Raw genomic sequence first — 20,037 nt, 5'->3', positions numbered from 1 at the left:
AAAAGCCTGAACAGGAAGGAATCGCTCGCCGATGAGTTACCACGACGAACAAGAATCGATTGAAAGTGTCAAGGCGTGGTGGGCCCGCTGGGGCAACCTCACCACGTGGATCGTGCTCGCGGCGCTCGTCGTCGCGGCCGGTTTCAACGGCTGGAACTACTGGCAGCGCCGTCAGGCTGCCGAGGCGTCCGGGCTGTACGAACAGGTCCAGAAGGCCGCCGCCGCGAACGACAAGGCGACGATCGCTCGTGCGGCCGCCGACATGGAAGACAAGTTCGGCAGCACGCCGTATGCGCAGATGACTGCACTCTCCGCTGCGAAGACGCTGTACGCAGCCGGCGACTCGGCCGGTGCGAAGGCGCAGCTGCAATGGGCCGTCGATCACGCCAAGGATGACGAGTACAAGCAGATCGCGAAGCTGCGTCTCGCGTCGCTGCTGCTCGACGAGAAGGCGTACGATGCGGGCCTCGCGCTGCTGTCGGGTACGCCGGTCGATGCATTCAAGGGCCTCGTGGCCGATCGCCGCGGCGATCTGCTTGCCGCGCAAGGCAAGACCGACGATGCGCGCGCGGCGTACAAGCTCGCGCTCGACGGCCTGTCGAAGGACGACCAGTCTGCGCGTCAGCTCGTGCAGTTCAAGCTGGACGCGCTCGGCGGCTGAACCCCGGTACCCTCAACCTCTTAACTCTGCTTCGCTAACCGATGAATTTGCTGAAACGTTACGCTGTGCCCGTTGCCTGCGCGGCGGCTGTCCTCGCACTGGCGGCCTGCTCGTCGTCGAAGGACGCGCGCCGCGTGCCGACGCCGCTCACCGAGTTCAAGCCCGTGATGGACGTGCAACAGGTCTGGAAGGCGAGCGTCGGCAAGGGCGGGCGCTACCTGTTCTCGCCGGTGGCCGTGGGCGACGCCGTCTATGCAGCGGGCGAGAACGGTTCGGTCGAGAAGATCGACGCGAAGACGGGCCAGACGCTCTGGCGCGCGAAGGTCGGCTCCGACCTGTCGGCCGGTGTTGGCAGCGATGGCAACCTGACCGCGGTCGGCGCGCTGAAGGGCGGCGTGTTCGTGCTGGGCCCGGACGGCAAGCAACTGTGGAAGACCACCGTGCAGGGCGAGATCTTCTCGCCGCCGCTCGTCGGCAACGGCCTCGTGGTCGTCCGCACGATCGACGGCCAGGTGATCGCGTTCAATGCGCAGACGGGCGAGCAGAAGTGGAACTACCGCAACCGTGCGGTGCCGCTGAACCTGCGCGTGTCGGCCGGCATGACGTTCGCGGGTGACGCGGCAGTGCTGGCGGGCTTCCCCGGCGGCGGGCTGGTCGCGATCAACCTGCAGACGGGCGAGCCGTTCTGGCAGACGCCGGTATCGTTCCCGAAGGGCGTGACCGAGGTCGAGCGCATCAACGACGTCAGCGGTCCGCCGACGCTCGTGGGCGCGGAAGCCTGCGCGGTGACGTTCCAGGGGCAGCTTGGCTGCTTCGATGCGAACTCGGGCCGCCCGCTGTGGGAAAAGGCGTTCTCGAGCCGCAGCGGCCTCGCGCAGGACGATTCGGTGGTCGCCGGCGGCGACGACTGGTCGGTCGTGACCGCGTACGATGCTGCGTCGGGCAACCAGCTGTGGCGCAACGACAAGCTGAAGAGCCGTGACGTCGGCGTGCCGTATCTGCTCGGGCATGCGGTCGTGTTGGGCGACTACAAGGGCTTCGTGCACTTCCTGTCGCGTGAAGACGGCAGCTTCATCGCACGGATGAAGACCGACGGCAGCGCGATTACGGCGGCGCCGGTCCTCGCGGGCAATACGCTCGTCGTGCAGACGAAGGACGGCGGCCTGTACGGATTCCGTCCGCGCTGACGCGCAGGAAACATGCGCGGCCGCGGCGCGACGGGCTTGTCCCGTGCGCCGCGGCCGCGTGACTTGAAGGCGGCCGGTGCTCCCGGCCGCTCGGTATTTGAAAGGCAGTTCGAGACGAAAGACGATGGCGTGCAACGCGCGCCAGGCGCGCGCATCCGGCGCGGCGCGAATTCGTGATATTTTCATTCAGCGCAGCCGCCCGCAGCAGCGGGCCTCCCGCTGCTGCGCTTCACCGTAGAAAACACAGATGAAACCGGTCATTGCCCTCGTTGGGCGCCCCAATGTGGGGAAATCCACGCTGTTCAACCGGCTCACGCGCTCGCGCGATGCGCTGGTCGCCGACTTGCCGGGCCTGACGCGCGATCGCCATTACGGCGAAGGGCGCGTCGGCGAGCGGCCGTACCTGGTCGTCGACACGGGCGGCTTCGAGCCCGTCGCGAAGGACGGCATCCTGCACGAGATGGCACGCCAGACGCGGCAGGCCGTCGAGGAAGCCGACATCGTCGTGTTCATCGTCGACGGCCGCAACGGGCTCGCGCCGCAGGACAAGTCGATCGCCGACTACCTGCGCAAGACCGGCCGGCCGATCTTCCTCGTCGTCAACAAGGCCGAGGGGATGAAGTACACGGCGGTCGCGACGGACTTCTACGAGCTCGGGCTCGGCGATCCGCGCGCGATCTCGGCTGCGCACGGTGACGGCGTCACCGACATGATCAACGAGGCGCTGGATGTCGCATATGCGGACCGTCCGGAGGAAGAGGACGAGAACGATCCTTCGCGCGGCATCAAGATCGCGATCGTCGGCCGCCCGAACGTCGGCAAGTCGACGCTCGTGAACGCGCTGATCGGCGAGGATCGCGTGATCGCGTTCGACATGCCGGGCACGACGCGCGATTCGATCTACGTCGACTTCGAGCGTAACGGCAAGAAATACACGCTGATCGACACGGCCGGCCTGCGCCGCCGCGGCAAGGTGTTCGAGGCGATCGAGAAGTTCTCGGTCGTGAAGACGCTGCAGTCGATCTCCGACGCGAACGTGGTCATTCTTCTGCTGGATGCGCAGCAGGACATTTCCGACCAGGACGCACACATCGCCGGCTTCGTCGTCGAACAGGGCCGCGCGCTCGTGATCGGCGTCAACAAGTGGGACGGGCTCGACGAGCATGCGCGCGATCGCGCGAAAGCGGATTTGACCCGCAAGCTGAAATTCCTCGACTTCGCGAAATCGCACTTCATTTCGGCCACGAAGAAGACGGGCATCGGCACGCTGATGCGCTCGGTCGACGACGCGTACGCGGCGGCGATGGCGAAGCTGCCGACGCCGAAGCTCACGCGCGCGCTGATCGAGGCGGTCGAATTCCAGCAGCCGCGCCGTCGCGGCCCGGTGCGTCCGAAGCTGCGCTACGCGCACCAGGGCGGCCAGAATCCGCCGATCATCGTCATCCACGGTAACGCGCTCGACGCCGTGACGGAAACGTACAAGCGTTACCTGGAAAACCGGTTCCGCGAAACTTTCTCGCTGACAGGGACTCCATTGCGCATAGAGTTCCGTTCGTCGAACAATCCGTACGCGGACAAGAGCTGAAGACGTCTGTTACACGCGTCACGCAAGGGGTTGGCCGCAAGGCCTATGCCCCGGGCGGGCCAGGCAAAATCGGCTATAGTGTAGCGATTGGCGCCGGATCTCTTTTTCTTCGCCGCCAGTCCAGATCAACCTGCAAAAAAAGATGGAGTACGCCATGAGCAACAAAGGGCAATTGTTACAAGACCCGTTTTTGAACGCACTGCGCAAAGAGCACGTTCCCGTTTCGATCTACCTCGTCAACGGCATCAAGCTTCAAGGGAACATTGAATCGTTCGACCAGTACGTCGTGTTGCTCCGTAATACGGTGACCCAGATGGTGTACAAGCACGCCATCTCGACGGTCGTGCCGGCGCGCCCGGTGAATTTCCACCCGGACGCGGAAGCCTCGTCCTAACCTATCGCTGCGGCCGGCATCCGGTCGCCGCGAGCGACCGATGCCAGCCGCCTTATCTTGACACCTGAAAATTTGATCAACGCAGCGCTCGTCGGCATCGATTTCGGCAAGACCGATTTCGAAGCCAGTCTCGAAGAACTCAGTCTTCTCGCCTCCAGCGCGGGGGCCCGTCCCGCAGTCACCCTCACGGGTCGTCGCTCCAGTCCCGATGCCAAGATGTTCATCGGCAGCGGCAAAGCCGAAGAACTCCGGCTCGCCTGCGACGCGCACAACGTCGAAATCGTCATCTTCAACCACGCATTGGCGCCGGCCCAGCAACGTAATCTGGAGCAGGCACTTAACAGGCGCGTGGTCGATCGCACCAGCCTCATCCTCGACATCTTTGCCCAGCGTGCCCGCAGCCACGAAGGCAAGCTGCAGGTCGAGCTCGCGCAGCTTCAGTACCTGTCGACGCGGCTCATTCGCGCATGGACCCACCTTGAGCGGCAGAAGGGTGGTATCGGCCTGCGCGGCCCCGGTGAAACCCAGCTCGAAACCGACCGCCGGCTGATCGGCGAACGCATCAAGATGCTGAAGTCGCGGCTCGACCGGCTGCGTCGGCAACACAGCACGCAACGCCGCCAGCGCGCGCGCAGCGGCACGATGTCGGTGTCGCTCGTCGGCTATACGAACGCGGGCAAGTCGACGCTGTTCAATGCGCTGACGAAAGCGCAGGCCTACGCGGCCGACCAGCTGTTCGCCACGCTCGATACGACGTCGCGGCGCGTGTACCTCGGCGACGAGGTCGGCCAGATCGTCGTGTCGGATACGGTCGGATTCATCCGCGAGTTGCCTCACCAGCTGGTCGCCGCATTCCGCGCGACCCTCGAGGAAACGATCCACGCGGATCTGCTGCTGCACGTGGTCGATGCGTCGAGCGCGGTCAGGCTTGAACAGATCGAGCAGGTCAATGGCGTGCTGCACGAGATCGGCGCGGACACGATCCGCCAGGTGCTGGTGTTCAACAAGATCGACGCCGTGCCTGAGCTGGCGGCCCGCGGCGACGCGGTCGAGCGGGACGAGTATGGTAATATTTCGCGCGTCTTTTTGAGCGCGCGCACCGGTCAGGGTCTTGACGCGTTGCGTGCCGCCATCGCCGAAATCGCCTCCGCGGAACACCTTTCCAGCGCGACGTTACCCAACGGCGCGCTCGACGGCGCCCCCGCTGAACCACACGAAGACCACACGATTTCCGAACACGGGCGCTAACCGGTCCCGGCCGGTTCGTCGGCGTCTAATCTGGTGAACAAACTCTGGTGAACGAATACAACGAGCGGAGTACCTGGCGGCGGATGCGCGCCTTGCTGTCGATCAACGATCCCCGCTGGGGACGCGGCGAAGGCAATGGCAAAGACGGATCCCGTCCCCGCCCGAACGAATCGAAGCGTCCGCAAGGCGGCGACGGCGATGGTCCGCCCGATCTCGACGAGATGTGGCGCAACTTCAACCGGCGCCTGAACGGCCTGTTCGGCGGCAAGGGCGGCAACGGCTTCCGTCCTGACAACGGGCGAGCCGCGCGCGTCGGCGTCGGCATCGTGATCGGCGTGCTGGTCGCGGTCTACGCGGGCAGCGGGCTGTTCGTCGTGCAGGAAGGGCAGACGGGCGTCGTGCTGCAGCTCGGCAAGCTGTCGGGCACGGTCGGCCAGGGTGTGCACTGGCGTGCGCCTTATCCGTTCGCGTCGCACGAGATCGTCGATACGTCGCAGGTCCGCTCGATCGAAATCGGCCGCAACAACGTCGTGCGTCTCGCGAACGTGAAGGAAGCGGCAATGCTGACGCGCGACGCCGATATCGTCGACGTGCGCTTCATCGTCCAGTACCGCATCCGTTCCGCGACCGATTACCTGTTCCGCAGTGTCGACCCCGAGCGCAGCGTCTCGCAGGCCGCCCAGGCCGCGGTACGTGCGATCGTCGGCACGCGCAGCGCGGCCGACGTGCTGAACCAGGATCGCGACGCGCTGCGCGAGCAGCTCTCCGCCGCGATCCAGCGCGATCTCGATCGCTACCAGTCGGGGCTCGAGGTGACGGCCGTCACGATGCAGAGTGTTGCGGCGCCCGAGCAGACGCAGGCCGCGTACGGTGAAGTCGCGAAGGCGCGTGATGAGCGCGAGGCCGCGAAGCGCGCCGCGCAAGCATATGCAAACGACCTGCTGCCGAAGGCGCAGGGCGATGCGGCGAAGCTCGTCGACGAAGCGAAGGCGTATGCCGATCGCGTGGTCACGGAAGCCGAAGGCGATGCCGATCGCTTCAAGCAGGTCTATGCGCAGTATTCGAAGGCGCCCGCGGTGATCCGCGAGCGGATGTATCTCGAGACGATGCAGGAAATCTATTCGAATTCGACGAAGGTGTTCGTCGGCAACAAGGGCGGCAACAGCGTCGTGTATCTGCCGCTCGACAAGCTCGTCGAGCAGGGGCGACAAAACGCCGCGACGTCCACGGGCGCATCCGCACCCGACGCGGCGTCGGCACCGGCGGCTGCCGCACCGGCTGCAGCGGCGCCCGCGAGTGCGGCGTCGGCCGTGGCGGCGTCGGGCACCGACGTGCTGCGATCGCGCGAGGCGTTTCGCAGCCGGTCGCGCGAAGACGATCTGAAGTAACGGGGAGCGCAGAACATGAACCGAATCATTGCGCTCGTCGTCGCAATCGTGATCGTTGCCTTCGCGGCATCGTCGACCGTCCTTACCGTCGATCCGCGCCATGCGGCCGTGCTGTCGGGGCGCGATGGCGCGCAACCCGAACTGGCGGGCCCTGGCATCCATTTCAAATTGCCGCCGCCGCTGCAGACGGCCACGCTGATCGACACGCGCCTGCAATCGCTCGAGTCGTCGGATCCGCTGCAACTGGCAACGGAAGACAAGCGCGACCTGCTCGTCGCCTACGCGGTGAAGTACCGGATCAGCGATCCGATGAAGTATTTCACGACGACGGGCGGTGACCCGTCGGCAGCCGGCGATCGTCTCGCCGGCGCGCTGAAGAGCGCACTCGGTGACGCGTTCGGCAAGCGCGCGCTCGACGACGCGCTCGGCGGCCAGCGTGCGATCGCCGATGCGGCCCGCGACGAAGTGAAGGCGAAGGCGTCCGGTTTCGGCGTCGACGTGGTCGACGTCCAGCTGACGCGCGTCGACTTGCCGGCCGCGCAGACCGATGCCGTCTATCAGCGGATGATCGGCGCGCTGCGCGATCAGGCGGCGCAGGTGCGTGCGCAAGGCGCGGCCGACGTCGAGCAGATCAAGGCGGATGCCGAACGCGAACAGCAGGCCGTGCTCGCGAACGCGTACAAGTCCGCGCAGACGATCAAGGGCGAGGGCGACGCGAAGGCCGCGACGATTGCCGCCGACGCGTTCGGCCGCGATCCGCAGTTCTACCAGTTCTACGCGAGCCTGCAGGCTTACCGGAACACGTTCAAGCGCAACGACATCATCGTCGTCGATCCCGACAGCGAGTTCTTCCGCTTCATGCGCAGCCCGACGGGCGGTGCCGCACCGGCGGCGCCTGCTCCCCGCAAACACTGACCTTGGGGCGTCGCGTCGAGCGGCGCCGTCGCTCGCATGGACCTGGCTGGCTCGTTGTTGCTCGCAGTAGCGCTGATGCTGATCATCGAGGGGGCGTTCCCCTTCGTGTTTCCCGTCGCCTGGCGCGACACGTTTCGTAGAATAGCTGAGCGGCCGCCGCATCATATCCGGATCGGCGGGCTGATCGTGATGGTGCTCGGGCTCATACTGCTGCTGCTCGCGACCTGACCGCAGACTTGATCCGGACGGCTTATCCGCCGTTCGTCCCGCCCGAATTCAGAATTTCCGATTCATATCGCGGCGCGCGTGTCGCGCGCTGTTTCCCGTCGTAGGACCGTACCGATGTCGACCTGGTTACTTCCCGAGAATATCGCCGACGTACTGCCGTCGGAAGCGCGCAAGATCGAGGAGCTGCGCCGCAGGCTGCTCGACCGCTTCCGTTCGTATGGCTACGAAATGGTGATGCCGCCGCTGCTCGAGTATCTCGAATCGCTGCTGACGAGCGGCGGTGCAGACCTGCGCCTGCGCACCTTCAAGCTGGTCGACCAGCTGTCGGGTCGCACCCTCGGCCTGCGTGCGGACATCACGCCGCAGGTCGCACGGATCGACGCGCACCTGTTGAACCGCCAGGGCGTGACGCGCCTCTGCTATGCGGGCCACGTGATGCATACGCGTCCGCGCGGCCTGCACGCGACGCGCGAGCAGATCCAGATCGGCGCCGAAATCTACGGGCATGCCGGGCTGGAAGCCGACCTCGAGATTCAGCAACTGATGCTCGACGCGCTGCATCTCGCGGGCCTGTCGCGCATTCGTCTCGACCTCGGCCACGCGGGCGTGCTCGCGGCGCTGCTGGCGCGCGATGCGCAGGCCGCCGAGCGCGGCGAGTCGCTGTACGACGCGCTGTCGGGCAAGGACGTGCCGCTGCTGAACGAGCTCACCGACGATCTCGGTGCCGATACGCGCGCCGCGCTGCGCGCGCTGCCGCATCTCTATGGCGACGCAAGCGTGCTCGCCGAGGCACGCACACGCTTGCCGGTGCTGCCCGAAATCACGCGGGCGCTCGACGATCTGGCACAGCTCGCGGCACAGGCGAAAGGTGCCGAAGTGGCGATCGATCTCGGCGACCTGCGCGGCTATGCATATCACAGCGGCGCGATGTTCAGCGCCTACATCGACGGCGTGCCGAACGCGATCGCGCGGGGCGGTCGCTACGACCACGTCGGCCAGGCGTACGGCCGTGCCCGTCCCGCTACGGGCTTCTCGCTCGACCTGCGCGAGCTCGCGCGGATTTCGCCGGTCGAGGCGCGCGGCACCGCGATTCTCGCGCCGTGGGCGCAGGACGATGCGCTGAACGCGGCCGTCGCGGCGCTGCGCGATGCGGGCGAGGTCGTGATCCAGGCGCTGCCGGGCCACGATCATGTGCTCGACGAGTTCGCGTGCGACCGTTCGCTCGTCGAGCGCAACGGCGCATGGGTGGTCGAACCCCGATAAACAGGCGTTCGCGGGACGTGCTTCGGCATGCATATCGTTGAAGCGAAACGGAAAAATTCGGAATCGCCCGCGAACATAGGTAGAATACGTTTTTAACCAGCTAACGAATCAACATGTCTGCCAGCGCAGTGAACGTGACTCCCGGGCGCAATGTCGTCGTCGTGGGAACGCAATGGGGTGATGAAGGCAAGGGCAAGATCGTCGACTGGCTGACGGACCACGCTCAGGGCGTCGTGCGTTTCCAGGGCGGTCACAACGCCGGCCACACCCTCATCATCGGCGGCAAGAAAACGATCTTGCGCCTCATTCCGTCGGGCATCATGCGTGAAGGCGTCGCCTGCTACATCGGCAACGGCGTCGTCCTGTCCCCCGAAGCACTGTTCAAGGAAATCGGTGAGCTGGAAGAAGCGGGCGTGAACGTGCGCGACCGCTTGTTCATTTCCGAAGCCACGACGCTGATCCTGCCGTACCACATCGCGATCGACCAGGCGCGCGAAGCGCGCAAGGGCGCGGGCAAGATCGGTACGACGGGCCGCGGCATCGGCCCCGCGTACGAAGACAAGGTCGGCCGCCGCGCGCTGCGCGTGCAGGACCTGTTCGACGCGAAGACCTTCGCTGACCGCCTGCGCGAAAACCTCGATTTCCACAACTTCGTGCTGACCCAGTACCTGGGCGGCGCGGCTGTCGATTTCCAGGCCACGCTCGACACGATGCTGGGCTATGCAGACCGCCTGAAGCCGATGGTGGCCGACGTGTCGCGCCGCCTGTACGACGCGAACAATGCGGGCCAGAACCTGCTGTTCGAAGGCGCACAAGGCACGCTGCTCGACATCGACCACGGCACCTATCCGTTCGTCACGTCGAGCAACTGCGTCGCAGGTGCGGCATCGGCTGGCGCGGGCGTGGGTCCGCAGAAGCTCAACTACATCCTCGGCATCACGAAGGCCTATTGCACGCGCGTCGGCTCGGGCCCGTTCCCGAGCGAACTGTACGATGCGGACAATCCGCAGCGTCAGGACCAGGTTGGCGTCACGCTCGCGAACGTCGGCAAGGAATTCGGTTCGGTCACCGGCCGTCCGCGCCGCACCGGCTGGCTCGACGCAGCCGCGCTGCGCCGCTCGATCCAGATCAACGGCGTGTCGGGCCTGTGCATGACGAAACTCGACGTGCTCGACGGCCTCGACGAAGTCAAGCTGTGCGTCGGCTACAAGATCGACGGCAAGGATGTGGACATCCTGCCGCGCGGCGCCGCTGACGTGGCCCGTTGCGAGCCGGTATACGAAACGTTTGCCGGCTGGAAGGAAAGCACGGTCGGCATCAAGACGTGGGAAGCACTGCCGGCGAACGCGCAGGCTTACCTGACCCGCGTCCAGGAAGTGGCTGGCGTGCCGGTCGACATGGTGTCGACGGGTCCGGACCGCGACGAAACGATCCTGCTCCGCCATCCGTTCAAGGTGTAATTTACAGATGACGCAGCAAATCACGATGACGGCGGCAGACTTGATGACCGATCCGCGCAACGACGACAAGAACCTGTGGGTAGGCTGGGACGAGTATCACCGTCTCATCGAGTTGCTCGCGCTCCAGGTGCATGCATCGGGCTGGAAGTTCGACCAGATCCTGTGCCTCGCGCGCGGCGGTCTGCGCGTCGGCGATCAACTGTCGCGTATCTACGATGTGCCGCTCGCGATCCTCGCGACGAGTTCGTACCGCGAAGCGGCCGGCACGGAGCAGGGCGACCTCGACATCGCGCAGTACATCACGATGACGCGCGGCAACCTGGCGGGCAACGTGCTGCTGGTCGACGATCTCGTCGATTCGGGCGTGACGCTTGCGCGCGTGCAGGAGCACCTGAAGGAGCGCTATCCGTCGGTGACGGCCGTGCGCTCGGCCGTGCTCTGGTACAAGGGTTGCTCGAAGGTCGAGCCCGACTATCACACGCAGTTCCTGCCGACGAATCCGTGGATTCATCAGCCGTTCGAGGAGTGGGACACGGTTCGCCCGCACAACCTCGAGGCGTGGATCAAGCGCGGTCGCGCGCAGCGCGACGGCTCGGGCGCATAAGCGGCCGGCCAATCGAAGGAAAGCCTTGTACGGCGCCGCTTGCGGCGCCGTTTTTCATTGGGGCGCCATCCTTGCCGGCACCGCGCGAACCGTGGATCCGGTAGGCAGGCGCCGCTGCCCCGGCTATGATTGGCAGCCCTGCCACAGCTCGCGCCGGATTGCATGCGCAGCGTGGATCACGTGGTGACAAGGCAACAGAGCAGGGCGGCGTTTCACGGGGGCGCGAGTAGAATAGCGCTCGTTTTGTCCGACCCGGACCCGATTATTACGCTTCATATGAACGACACGATCCACGCGACCGACGCAGCACACGCGCCGCATTCGACGCAACAACACTCGATGCGGGCGCTAGCGATAGCAGCCATCGGCGTCGTGTTCGGCGACATCGGCACCAGCCCGCTGTATTCGCTCAAGGAGGCGTTCAGCCCCGCACACGGCATTCCGCTCACCGAAGGATCGATTCTCGGCGTGATCTCGCTGCTGTTCTGGGCAATCATCCTGGTGGTCGGCATCAAGTACCTGCTGTTCGTGATGCGCGCGGACAACAACGGCGAAGGCGGCGTGCTCGCGCTGATGGCGCTGTCGTTGCGGCCGCTCGACTCGAAGACCCGCGTCGCGGGCGCGCTGATGGCGCTCGGGATCTTCGGCGCGTGCATGTTCTACGGGGACGCGGTGATCACGCCGGCGATCTCGGTGATGTCGGCGGTCGAAGGTCTCGAAATCGCCACACCACACCTGTCCCATCTCGTGCTGCCGATCACGATCGTGATCCTGATCGCGCTGTTCTGGATCCAGCGTCACGGGACCGCGCTGGTCGGCAAGCTGTTCGGCCCGATCATGGTGCTGTGGTTCGTCGTGATCGCGGCACTCGGCGTGTACCACATCGTGCGCGTGCCGGGCATCATGGCCGCCATCAACCCGTATTACGCGGCGTCGTTCATGGCCGATCACCTGTTGCAGGCGTACGTCGTGCTCGGCTCGGTCGTGCTGGTGCTGACCGGTGCGGAAGCGCTCTACGCGGACATGGGCCACTTCGGCGCGAAGCCGATCCGCATCGCCGCCTACGGGCTCGTGATGCCCTCGCTCGTACTGAACTACTTCGGCCAGGGCGCGCTGCTGATCCAGAACCCGAAGGCGATCGAGAACCCGTTCTTCCTGCTGGCACCCGAATGGGGGCTGCTGCCGCTCGTCGTGCTGTCGACGGTCGCGACCGTGATCGCATCGCAGGCGGTGATCTCGGGTGCGTATTCGCTGACGTCGCAGGCCATCCAGCTCGGCTACGTGCCGCGCATGAAGGTGCTGCACACGTCGGAACTCGCGATCGGCCAGATCTACGTGCCGGTCGTGAACTGGCTGCTGCTGTTCGTGATCCTCTGCATCGTCATCGGCTTCAAGAGCTCCGACAACCTCGCGGCTGCGTACGGTATCGCGGTGACGGCGACGATGGTGATCACGACCGTGCTCGCCGCGGTCGTGATGGTGAAGGTGTGGAACTGGAACCGGCTGCTGGTCGGCGCGATCATCGCGGTGTTTCTCGCAGTCGACCTTGGCTTCTTCGGCGCGAACCTGCTGAAGGTCGCGCAGGGCGGCTGGTTGCCGCTCGGCATCGGCGCGCTGCTGTTCTTCCTGCTGATGACCTGGTACAAGGGGCGTCACATCGTCAAGGAGCGCACGGCGGCCGACGGTATCCCGCTCGAGCCGTTCCTGCAGGGGCTGCTCGCGCATCCGCCGCATCGCGTGTCGGGTACCGCGATCTACCTGACCGGCAACGACAAGCTCGTGCCCGTCAGCCTGCTGCACAACCTGAAGCACAACAAGGTGCTGCACGAGCGCACCATTTTCCTCACGTTCGTCACGCGCGACTTTCCTTACGTGCGCGACGACAAGCGTCAGTCCTCGCGTGATGCGGGCGGCGGGCTGTATATCGTCAAGGCCGAGTATGGCTTCAACGAGACGCCGGACGTGAAGGCCGTGCTCGAGGAATTCGGCCGCACGCACGACATGACGTTCGAGCTGATGGATACGTCGTTCTTCCTCGCGCGCGAAACGGTCGTGCCGACGCATCTGCCCGGGATGTCGATCTGGCGCGAGCGCGTGTTCGCCTGGATGCACCAGAATGCCGCGAAGCCGACCGACTTCTTCTCGATCCCCGCAAACCGCGTGGTCGAGCTCGGGACGAAGATCGAAATCTGACGCAAGGTGTGGCGCGCGGGCCGTCGGGCCGCGCGCCGTGTTTGCCGAAGTCGTAAAAAAGCCCGCCTTTCGGCGGGCTTTTTTTTCTGTCGCGCAGGGGCTTGCGGGTGCTCAGCGCTTCAGCTTCGCGAATGCCGCGGCCATCGCGCCTGCCGGTTCCGGCTCGCGCGAACGCTGCTGCGGGCGGGCCGCGCCGCGCCCCGCGTTGCCGCGATCCTGGCCGCCGCGCGACGACATGCCGGGCGCCGCCGCGTCGTCGTCGAGGCGCATCGTCAGCGCAATGCGCTGGCGCTTCACGTCGACGTCAATCACCTTCACCTTGACGACCTGGCCGGCCTTCACGACTTCGTGCGGGTCCTTGATGAACTTGGTCGACATCGCGGATACGTGGACGAGGCCGTCCTGGTGGACGCCGATGTCCACGAACGCACCGAACGCGGCGACGTTCGTCACGACGCCTTCGAGCGTCATGCCGGGCACGAGATCCGACACCTTTTCGACGCCTTCGCGGAACGTCGCGGTCTTGAATTCGGGGCGCGGATCGCGGCCCGGCTTCTCCAGTTCGGACAGGATGTCGCGCACGGTCGGCAGGCCGAAACGTTCGTCAACGAATTCCGTCGGGGACAGGCCCGACAGCGCTTCGCGGTTGCCGAGCACGTCGTCGATGCGCTTGCTGATCTTCGCGAGCATCCGCTCGACGACCGGATACGCTTCCGGGTGCACCGACGAGCGGTCGAGCGGATTCTCACCGCCGTTGATGCGCAGGAAGCCCGCGGCCTGCTCGAAGGTCTTGTCGCCGAGGCGCGGCACCTTGCGCAGGTGCTCGCGCGACGGGAACGGGCCGTTCGCATCGCGGTAGTCGACGATGTTGCGCGCGAGCGTCGCGTTCAGGCCCGATACGCGGGCGAGCAGCGGGGCCGACGCGGTGTTCGCGTCGACACCGACCGCGTTCACGCAGTCCTCGACGACCGCGTCGAGCGAGCGGGCGAGTTCGCGCTGGTTCACGTCATGCTGGTACTGGCCGACGCCGATGGCCTTCGGCTCGATCTTCACGAGCTCGGCGAGCGGATCCTGCAGGCGGCGTGCAATCGAGACGGCGCCGCGCAGCGACACGTCGAGCTCCGGGAATTCCTTCGCGGCCAGCTCGGATGCCGAATAGACCGAAGCGCCGGCTTCCGACACGACGATCTTCTGCAGGCGCAGCTCCGGGTGTTTCGCGATCAGTTCGCCCGCGAGCTTGTCGGTTTCACGTGACGCCGTGCCGTTGCCGATGCTGATCAGCTCGGCCTGCGTCTGCGCGGCGATGCGTGCGAGTTTCGCGATCGAGCCATCCCAGTCGCGGCGCGGCTCGTGCGGGTAGATCGTGTCGGTCGCGAGCACCTTGCCGGTGCGGTCGACGACTGCAACCTTCACGCCCGTGCGCAGGCCGGGGTCGAGACCGATCACGGCCTTCGGGCCGGCCGGCGCGGCCAGCAGCAGGTCGTTCAGGTTGCGCGCGAACACGCGGATCGCTTCCGTTTCGGCCGTTTCGCGCAATTGCGTGAGCAGCTCGTTCTCGATGTGCGGCTGCACCTTCACGCGCCAGCACCAGCGGCATACGTCGGACAGCCACTTGTCGGCCGGGCGGTTCTGGTTCGCGATGCCGAAATGGCGCGCGATCATCGCCTCGCCGGGATGCGGCACCTGCGCGTCGAGTTCTTCGCCGAGGCCGAGCTTGACCGTCAGCACGCCCGCGTTGCGGCCGCGGAACAGCGCGAGGGCGCGGTGCGACGGCACGGTCTTGATCGTTTCCGCGTAGTCGTAATAGTCGCGGAATTTCTCGCCTTCCTCGTTTTCCTTGCCCTCGACGACGGCCGACGACACGACACCCTGGTTGTGCAGGTAGTCGCGCAGCTTGCCGAGCAGCTCCGCCGTCTCGCCGAACTGTTCGGACAGGATGTCGCGCGCGCCGTCGAGCGCGGCCTTGATGTCGGCTACACCCTTGTCGGCGTCGACGTACGCGGCTGCCTCGGCCTGCGGGTCGAGCAGCGGGTTCGCGAGGAGCGCCTGGGCGAGCGGCTCGAGGCCGGCTTCGCGGGCGATCTGCGCACGCGTGCGACGCTTCGGCTTGTACGGCAGATAAAGGTCTTCGAGCACCTGCTTGCTGTCGGCCGCGTCGATCGCGGCGCGCAGTTCGTCGGTCAGCTTGCCCTGTTCGTCGATGCTCGACAGGATCGACGCACGGCGATCCTCGAGTTCGCGCAGATACAGGAGGCGTTCCTCGAGCTGGCGCAACTGCGTGTCGTCCAGGTTGCCGGTCACTTCCTTGCGGTACCGGGCAATGAACGGAACGGTCGAGCCTTCGTCGAGGAGTTGCACGGCCGCCGCGACCTGGCGCGACTGGACGGACAGTTCGGTGGCGATGCGCTGTACGATCTTGAGTGCTACGGTTTCCGTCATGTCGTGGATGATCTGCCTGCTGAAATCGCGGCGGGGGCCGGCAGGCCCGAAGCGGCGGGCTGCGTGGCGGGCCCGACGGGCCGGATGCCGCGGGTGAGTGAAGCGGGGCATTTTGCCATAAATGGCGGAGCGCCCAGCCGGGGGTGATAGAATTTGACACATGTCCCGCAGCTTTCCTACGACGTTGCCAACTTCCCGAATTTCTCTCGTCGCGCTCGGCGCAGCGCTCGCCGCGGCTTTGTCTGCCGGGCCTTCCGGCGCGTTCGCGCAAGCTTCGGACGCAACCGCGCCGGCCGCCGCCGCGGCGGCGCCCGTGACGGCCACGGCCGCACCGGATTTCGACGCCCGTCAAAAAGTGCTCAATCAACGCTCCGCAGAAAACGATTATCGTTATGCGGTGGCCGAGCACGATTGCTACAGCAAGTTCTTCGTCAATCACTGTCTCGGCAAGGCGCGTGAAAAGATGCGCGACGAGCGGGCGAGCATCCGCCAGGAGCAGCTCGCACTCAACGACGAGCAGCGGGCGGTGCGTGCGCAGCAGCGCGACCAGCAGCAGGCGCTGAAGGCGGCGCAGAACGCGGCGGAAGCACCGCAGCGCGCGGCGAACGATGCGGCAAACGCGGCTGCGTTCCGCGACAAGCAGGAGCAGAATGCGCTGAAGCAGGCGCAGCGTGGCGCGGAAGGGCCGCAGCGCGCGGCGAACAAGCAGGCATACGACCAGAAGCAGGGCGACTTCCAGCGCAAGCTCGACCAGGCGCACCAGCAGGCCGCGCAGAAGGCGCAGGAGCGGGCGGACAACGCCGCGCGCTACGAGCAGAAGCAGAAGGAAGCCGTGCAGCACAAGGCCGATGTCGAGCAGCGTCAGAAGGAAGCGGCCGAGAAGGCGCAGCAGAAGCAACAGCAGGGGCAGTAACGTGTTGGATTGATCGAGATCAGTCTCGGGCGCGCTGGCACGCCAGTCGGCGCGCTGCTTCGATGAGGAGGCAAGTATGCAAAACCGTCACACGGAACAGCAGCAGGAATTGCACAACCGTTTGGCTGCATTGCAGGAGCAGCACCAGCAGCTCGCTCGGGAGATCGAGCTGAAGGAAGGGCACTCCGACATCGACGACATCACGCTGCACCGGCTGAAGAAGGAAAAGCTGGCGGCCAAGGACAAAATCATTTTGCTGCAATCGCAGCTGGAACCGGATAAGCGCGCCTGAGCGCGGCCTGGCAAGCGCCGGCGCCGCCCGGGCGCTGGACACAGGAACGCTTGCCTTGAATTCACCGCTTGAAGCCACCCCCGATGCCCGGCGCGACGTGTCGCCCGCCGGGCGCGCTCGTGCGCCCGAAGGCACCTTTGAGCTGAGCCGCAAGCGCGTCGACGAACTCGACACGATCTTCGGCGAAGGCGGATTGCTGGCGCGTGCGCTCGACGGCTACCGGCCGCGACAGTCGCAGATCGAGATGGCGCGCGCCGTCGCGTCCGCGATGGAGGCGTCCGCGCGCCGGATGCCCGAACCCGAGATCTTCGAAACCCGCAAGCGGCCGGCACGTCGCCTCGGCGACGGCGACAAGGCGGCCGAAACGGGCGCGGACGCCGCCGCGGCAGCCGAAGTCGACGGCGATGCCGGCGACAACACGCTGATCGTCGAGGCCGGCACGGGTACCGGCAAGACCTATGCGTACCTCGTGCCCGCGATGCTGTGGGGCGGCAAGGTGATCGTGTCGACCGGCACGAAACACCTGCAGGACCAATTGTTCGCGCGCGACATCCCGACCGTGCGCAACGCGCTGGCGGTGCCGGTGTCGGTCGCGATGCTGAAGGGCCGGGCCAACTACCTGTGCCACTACTACCTGCAACGCACGGCCGACAACGGCCGGTTGCCGTCGCGGCAGGATACGGCCTATCTGCAGGAAATCGTCCGCTTCGCGAAGATCACGAAGAGCGGCGACAAGGCCGAGCTCGCGAGCGTGCCGGAAACGGCACCCGTGTGGTCGATGGTCACGTCGACGCGCGACAACTGCCTCGGCCAGGAATGCCCGCATTACAAGGAATGCTTCGTGATGCAGGCGCGGCGCGAGGCGCAGCAGGCCGACGTCGTCGTCGTCAACCACCACCTGTTCTTCGCGGACATCATGCTGCGCGATACGGGGATGGCCGAGCTGCTGCCGAACGCGAACACGGTCATCTTCGACGAGGCGCACCAGTTGCCGGAAACGGCGACGCTGTTCTTCGGCGAAACGCTGTCGACGACGCAGATCCTCGAGCTCGCCCGCGACACGGTGGCGGAAGGCCTGAGCCATGCACGCGACGCGGTCGAGTGGGTGAAGCTCGGCGGCGATCTCGAGCGCGCGGCGCGCGACCTGCGCCTGGCGTTCGCGAACGACCAGATCGTCCGCATGTCGCTCGCCCAGCTCGGCGACGATCACCCGATGTTCGGTGCGCTCGACGCGCTCGAGGCTGCGCTCGACGCGCTGGCGTCGGCGCTTGCCAGCCAGGCCGAACGGGCGGAATCGCTCGGCGCATGCCTGCGGCGCGCACGCGAGCTGCAGGACCTGCTGGCCGGCTGGGTCGCACCCGGCGCGACGGAAGCGGCGGCGAAGGCCGACGCAACCGCGGCCGGCGACAAGGCGGCATCCGACGGCGATCCGAACGAGAAGGTGCGCTGGGTCGAAGTGTTCGCGCATACGGTCCAGCTGCACGAAACGCCGCTGTCGGTCGCGCCGATCTTTGCCAAGCAGCGCGCGGGCGTGCCGCGTGCCTGGGTGTTCACGTCGGCCACGCTGTCGGTGCGCGGTGACTTCACGCACTATGCGGCGCAAATGGGCCTCAGCTCGCGTCGCTCGATGACGCTCGCGAGCCCGTTCGACTACCAGTCGCAAGGGCTGCTGTACGTGCCGCGCAACCTGCCGCAACCGTCTTCGCCGGCGTTTACCGATGCCGTCTTCGACGCCGCGTTGCCGGCGATCGAGGCGTCCGGTGGCGGCGTGTTCATGCTGTGCACGACGCTGCGCGCGGTCGACCGGATCGCGTCGAAGCTGCGCGACGTGATCGAATCGCGCGGCTGGAACATGCCGCTGCTCGTGCAGGGCGATGCAAGCCGCACTGAACTGCTCGACCGTTTCCGTGCGTATGGCAACGCGATCCTGGTCGGCAGCCAGAGTTTCTGGGAAGGCGTCGACGTGCGCGGTGACGCGCTGTCGCTCGTCGTGATCGACAAGCTGCCGTTCGCGCCGCCGGACGATCCGGTGCTGGCCGCGCGGCTCGACGCGCTGACGAAGAAGGGGCTGAGCCCGTTCGCCGTGCACCAGTTGCCGCAGGCCGTGATCACGCTGAAGCAGGGCGCGGGCCGGCTGATTCGCGCGGAGACGGATCGCGGCGTGCTGATGATCTGCGACACGCGGCTCGTCGACAAGCCCTACGGGCGCCGGATCTGGCAGAGCCTGCCGCCGTTCAAGCGGACCCGCGAGATCGCGGTCGTCCAGGACTTCTTCGACGAGCACCGTTCGGCAAAGCGCACGTGACGGTGCGTGCGGCGATCGTCGCGCGATTGCACCGGCGCCGCCTGAATGCGGCGCCAATAAAAAAACCCGGCTCGATGGCCGGGTTTTTTGTTCGTGCGGCGCGTGCCGCACGGTGCTTGCGTCAGAACTGCCACCACGACTTCTTCGCGCCGGGGCGCGAGTGGCCCGTGACGTACGGGCTGTCGGGGAACGTGCCGGCGAGCACGCGCTTCGTGTCCTCGGCGAGTTCCGGCTGGTTCAGCTTGCCGTACGACAGGATCATGATGTGCAGTGCGTCCTCGATCGCCGGGGCGCCCTTGTAGTCCTTGATCGCGAGCTGCGCACGGTTGATGGCCGCGACGTAGGCGCCGCGCCGGTAGTAGTAGTCGGCCGCGTGCACTTCGTGCGACGCGAGCGCGTTGACGATGTAGCGCATCCGCGCGGCGGCGTCGGGCGCGTACTTGCTCTTCGGGAAGCGGTCGACGACGACCTTGAACGCATCGTACGATTCGCGCAGTGCCTGCGGATCGCGCTCGCTCATGTCCTGGCCGGAGAAGCGGCCGAACAGGCCGAGATCGTCGTTGAAGTGGATCATCCCCTTCAGGTAGTACGCGTACGGGATATCCGGATGATCGGGGTGGAGCTGGATGAAGCGATCGACGGCCTGGTCGGCGGCGGCCGCTTCGTTATCCTTCCAGTTGCAGTATGCAACGTTGATCTGCGCCTGCTGCGCGAAATGGCCGAACGGATCGCGACCTTGCAGCGATTCGAAATATTTCGCGCACTTGCCCCAGTCGCCGCCGGACAGTGCGTCCTGGGCCTCTGAGTATAATTTGTTGTTCGACCAGGTAGCCGTCTCGTCCTGCTTCTGCGGCAAGCCGTGGCAGCCGGCGATGAGGGCCGCGGCCGCTACCGCCGCAGCCCGGGCGGCGACGGTTCTGGCCGTGCGTTTGGTCGAATTCATCATGCTCGCATGTCCTAGC

The 20,037-nt window shown here is 66.1% G+C and carries 17 protein-coding genes; 15 read left to right on the top strand and 2 right to left on the bottom strand.

Going from position 1 to position 20,037, the window contains the following annotated elements; genetic code table 11:
* The first annotated feature begins 31 nt into the window (after positions 1-31).
* From CFB39_RS10405 to CFB39_RS10345, 12 genes are all read left to right on the top strand, one after another.
* On the top strand, positions 32-661 hold the full coding sequence (locus CFB39_RS10405) for a tetratricopeptide repeat protein (RefSeq protein ID WP_039360256.1): 630 nt from the start codon (positions 32-34) through the stop codon (positions 659-661).
* Between the two features lie 41 nt (positions 662-702).
* Entirely contained in the window at positions 703-1,848 is a 1,146-nt protein-coding gene (bamB, locus tag CFB39_RS10400; protein ID WP_089425558.1) for an outer membrane protein assembly factor BamB, read from the top strand.
* Between the two features lie 247 nt (positions 1,849-2,095).
* The gene (gene der, locus CFB39_RS10390; RefSeq protein ID WP_046545849.1) at positions 2,096-3,433 is read left to right on the top strand and encodes a ribosome biogenesis GTPase Der; all 1,338 of its coding nucleotides are present in this window, start codon (positions 2,096-2,098) and stop codon (positions 3,431-3,433) included.
* 154 nt (positions 3,434-3,587) lie between these two features.
* On the top strand, positions 3,588-3,827 hold the full coding sequence (gene hfq / locus CFB39_RS10385; RefSeq protein WP_006399927.1) for an RNA chaperone Hfq: 240 nt from the start codon (positions 3,588-3,590) through the stop codon (positions 3,825-3,827).
* Between the two features lie 72 nt (positions 3,828-3,899).
* Entirely contained in the window at positions 3,900-5,075 is a 1,176-nt protein-coding gene (gene hflX, locus CFB39_RS10380; RefSeq protein WP_174946413.1) for a GTPase HflX, read from the top strand.
* 47 nt (positions 5,076-5,122) lie between these two features.
* Positions 5,123-6,463 (top strand): FtsH protease activity modulator HflK, encoded by a 1,341-nt coding sequence (gene hflK, locus CFB39_RS10375; protein ID WP_089425556.1) that lies wholly within the window; start codon positions 5,123-5,125, stop codon positions 6,461-6,463.
* Between the two features lie 15 nt (positions 6,464-6,478).
* Positions 6,479-7,378 (top strand): protease modulator HflC, encoded by a 900-nt coding sequence (gene hflC / locus CFB39_RS10370; RefSeq protein WP_089431157.1) that lies wholly within the window; start codon positions 6,479-6,481, stop codon positions 7,376-7,378.
* 36 nt (positions 7,379-7,414) lie between these two features.
* Positions 7,415-7,606 carry a DUF2065 domain-containing protein gene (locus tag CFB39_RS10365; RefSeq protein ID WP_011352254.1) on the top strand — a complete coding sequence of 64 codons (192 nt, stop codon included), beginning with the start codon at positions 7,415-7,417 and terminating at the stop codon, positions 7,604-7,606.
* 114 nt (positions 7,607-7,720) lie between these two features.
* Complete coding sequence (locus tag CFB39_RS10360) at positions 7,721-8,869, top strand: ATP phosphoribosyltransferase regulatory subunit (RefSeq protein ID WP_089472995.1); 1,149 nt, start codon at positions 7,721-7,723, stop codon at positions 8,867-8,869.
* A gap of 113 nt (positions 8,870-8,982) precedes the next feature.
* Positions 8,983-10,329: an adenylosuccinate synthase gene (locus CFB39_RS10355; RefSeq protein ID WP_039360238.1), complete on the top strand. Its 1,347-nt coding sequence runs from the start codon at positions 8,983-8,985 to the stop codon at positions 10,327-10,329.
* A 7-nt stretch (positions 10,330-10,336) separates the two neighbouring features.
* Positions 10,337-10,933 (top strand): phosphoribosyltransferase, encoded by a 597-nt coding sequence (locus CFB39_RS10350; RefSeq protein ID WP_179257668.1) that lies wholly within the window; start codon positions 10,337-10,339, stop codon positions 10,931-10,933.
* Between the two features lie 276 nt (positions 10,934-11,209).
* Positions 11,210-13,126, top strand: a complete 1,917-nt coding sequence (locus tag CFB39_RS10345; protein WP_069248096.1) for a potassium transporter Kup — start codon at positions 11,210-11,212, stop codon at positions 13,124-13,126.
* Positions 13,127-13,237: 111 nt separating this feature from the next.
* Here the strand turns inward: CFB39_RS10345 and CFB39_RS10340 are convergent, their stop codons facing one another.
* Positions 13,238-15,565: a Tex family protein gene (locus CFB39_RS10340; protein ID WP_089472994.1), complete on the bottom strand. Its 2,328-nt coding sequence runs from the start codon at positions 15,563-15,565 to the stop codon at positions 13,238-13,240.
* A gap of 160 nt (positions 15,566-15,725) precedes the next feature.
* On the opposite strand from CFB39_RS10340, the gene CFB39_RS10335 reads away from it, so the two are divergent.
* The 3 genes from CFB39_RS10335 to CFB39_RS10325 all read left to right on the top strand — a co-directional run bounded on the left by CFB39_RS10335 (position 15,726) and on the right by CFB39_RS10325 (position 19,075).
* Positions 15,726-16,478, top strand: a complete 753-nt coding sequence (locus tag CFB39_RS10335; protein WP_089472993.1) for a hypothetical protein — start codon at positions 15,726-15,728, stop codon at positions 16,476-16,478.
* Positions 16,479-16,554: 76 nt separating this feature from the next.
* A complete protein-coding gene (locus CFB39_RS10330; RefSeq protein WP_006478692.1) occupies positions 16,555-16,770 on the top strand; it encodes a YdcH family protein in 216 nt (71 codons plus the stop codon).
* A gap of 55 nt (positions 16,771-16,825) precedes the next feature.
* Positions 16,826-19,075: an ATP-dependent DNA helicase gene (locus CFB39_RS10325; RefSeq protein WP_089472992.1), complete on the top strand. Its 2,250-nt coding sequence runs from the start codon at positions 16,826-16,828 to the stop codon at positions 19,073-19,075.
* 121 nt (positions 19,076-19,196) lie between these two features.
* Here the strand turns inward: CFB39_RS10325 and CFB39_RS10320 are convergent, their stop codons facing one another.
* Entirely contained in the window at positions 19,197-20,021 is an 825-nt protein-coding gene (locus tag CFB39_RS10320; protein ID WP_011549700.1) for an outer membrane protein assembly factor BamD, read from the bottom strand.
* Between the last annotated feature and the right edge of the window lie 16 nt (positions 20,022-20,037).

Origin of the sequence: Burkholderia sp. AU6039 (assembly GCF_002223365.1) — a bacterium.
Lineage (GTDB): Bacteria > Pseudomonadota > Gammaproteobacteria > Burkholderiales > Burkholderiaceae > Burkholderia.
This window is presented reverse-complemented; position numbering and strand designations above follow the sequence as displayed.

Bases quoted from the DNA above. Each gene is read 5' to 3' on its own strand.
- CFB39_RS10320 (WP_011549700.1), bottom strand. From the start codon at position 20,021: ATGATGAATTCGACCAAACGCACGGCCAGAACCGTCGCCGCCCGGGCT.
- CFB39_RS10365 (WP_011352254.1), top strand. From the start codon at position 7,415: ATGGACCTGGCTGGCTCGTTGTTGCTCGCAGTAGCGCTGATGCTGATC.
- CFB39_RS10355 (WP_039360238.1), top strand. From the start codon at position 8,983: ATGTCTGCCAGCGCAGTGAACGTGACTCCCGGGCGCAATGTCGTCGTC.
- CFB39_RS10360 (WP_089472995.1), top strand. From the start codon at position 7,721: ATGTCGACCTGGTTACTTCCCGAGAATATCGCCGACGTACTGCCGTCG.
- CFB39_RS10335 (WP_089472993.1), top strand. From the start codon at position 15,726: ATGTCCCGCAGCTTTCCTACGACGTTGCCAACTTCCCGAATTTCTCTC.
- CFB39_RS10340 (WP_089472994.1), bottom strand. From the start codon at position 15,565: ATGACGGAAACCGTAGCACTCAAGATCGTACAGCGCATCGCCACCGAA.
- bamB (WP_089425558.1), top strand. From the start codon at position 703: ATGAATTTGCTGAAACGTTACGCTGTGCCCGTTGCCTGCGCGGCGGCT.
- hfq (WP_006399927.1), top strand. From the start codon at position 3,588: ATGAGCAACAAAGGGCAATTGTTACAAGACCCGTTTTTGAACGCACTG.
- hflC (WP_089431157.1), top strand. From the start codon at position 6,479: ATGAACCGAATCATTGCGCTCGTCGTCGCAATCGTGATCGTTGCCTTC.
- der (WP_046545849.1), top strand. From the start codon at position 2,096: ATGAAACCGGTCATTGCCCTCGTTGGGCGCCCCAATGTGGGGAAATCC.
- CFB39_RS10350 (WP_179257668.1), top strand. From the start codon at position 10,337: ATGACGCAGCAAATCACGATGACGGCGGCAGACTTGATGACCGATCCG.
- CFB39_RS10345 (WP_069248096.1), top strand. From the start codon at position 11,210: ATGAACGACACGATCCACGCGACCGACGCAGCACACGCGCCGCATTCG.
- CFB39_RS10405 (WP_039360256.1), top strand. From the start codon at position 32: ATGAGTTACCACGACGAACAAGAATCGATTGAAAGTGTCAAGGCGTGG.
- CFB39_RS10330 (WP_006478692.1), top strand. From the start codon at position 16,555: ATGCAAAACCGTCACACGGAACAGCAGCAGGAATTGCACAACCGTTTG.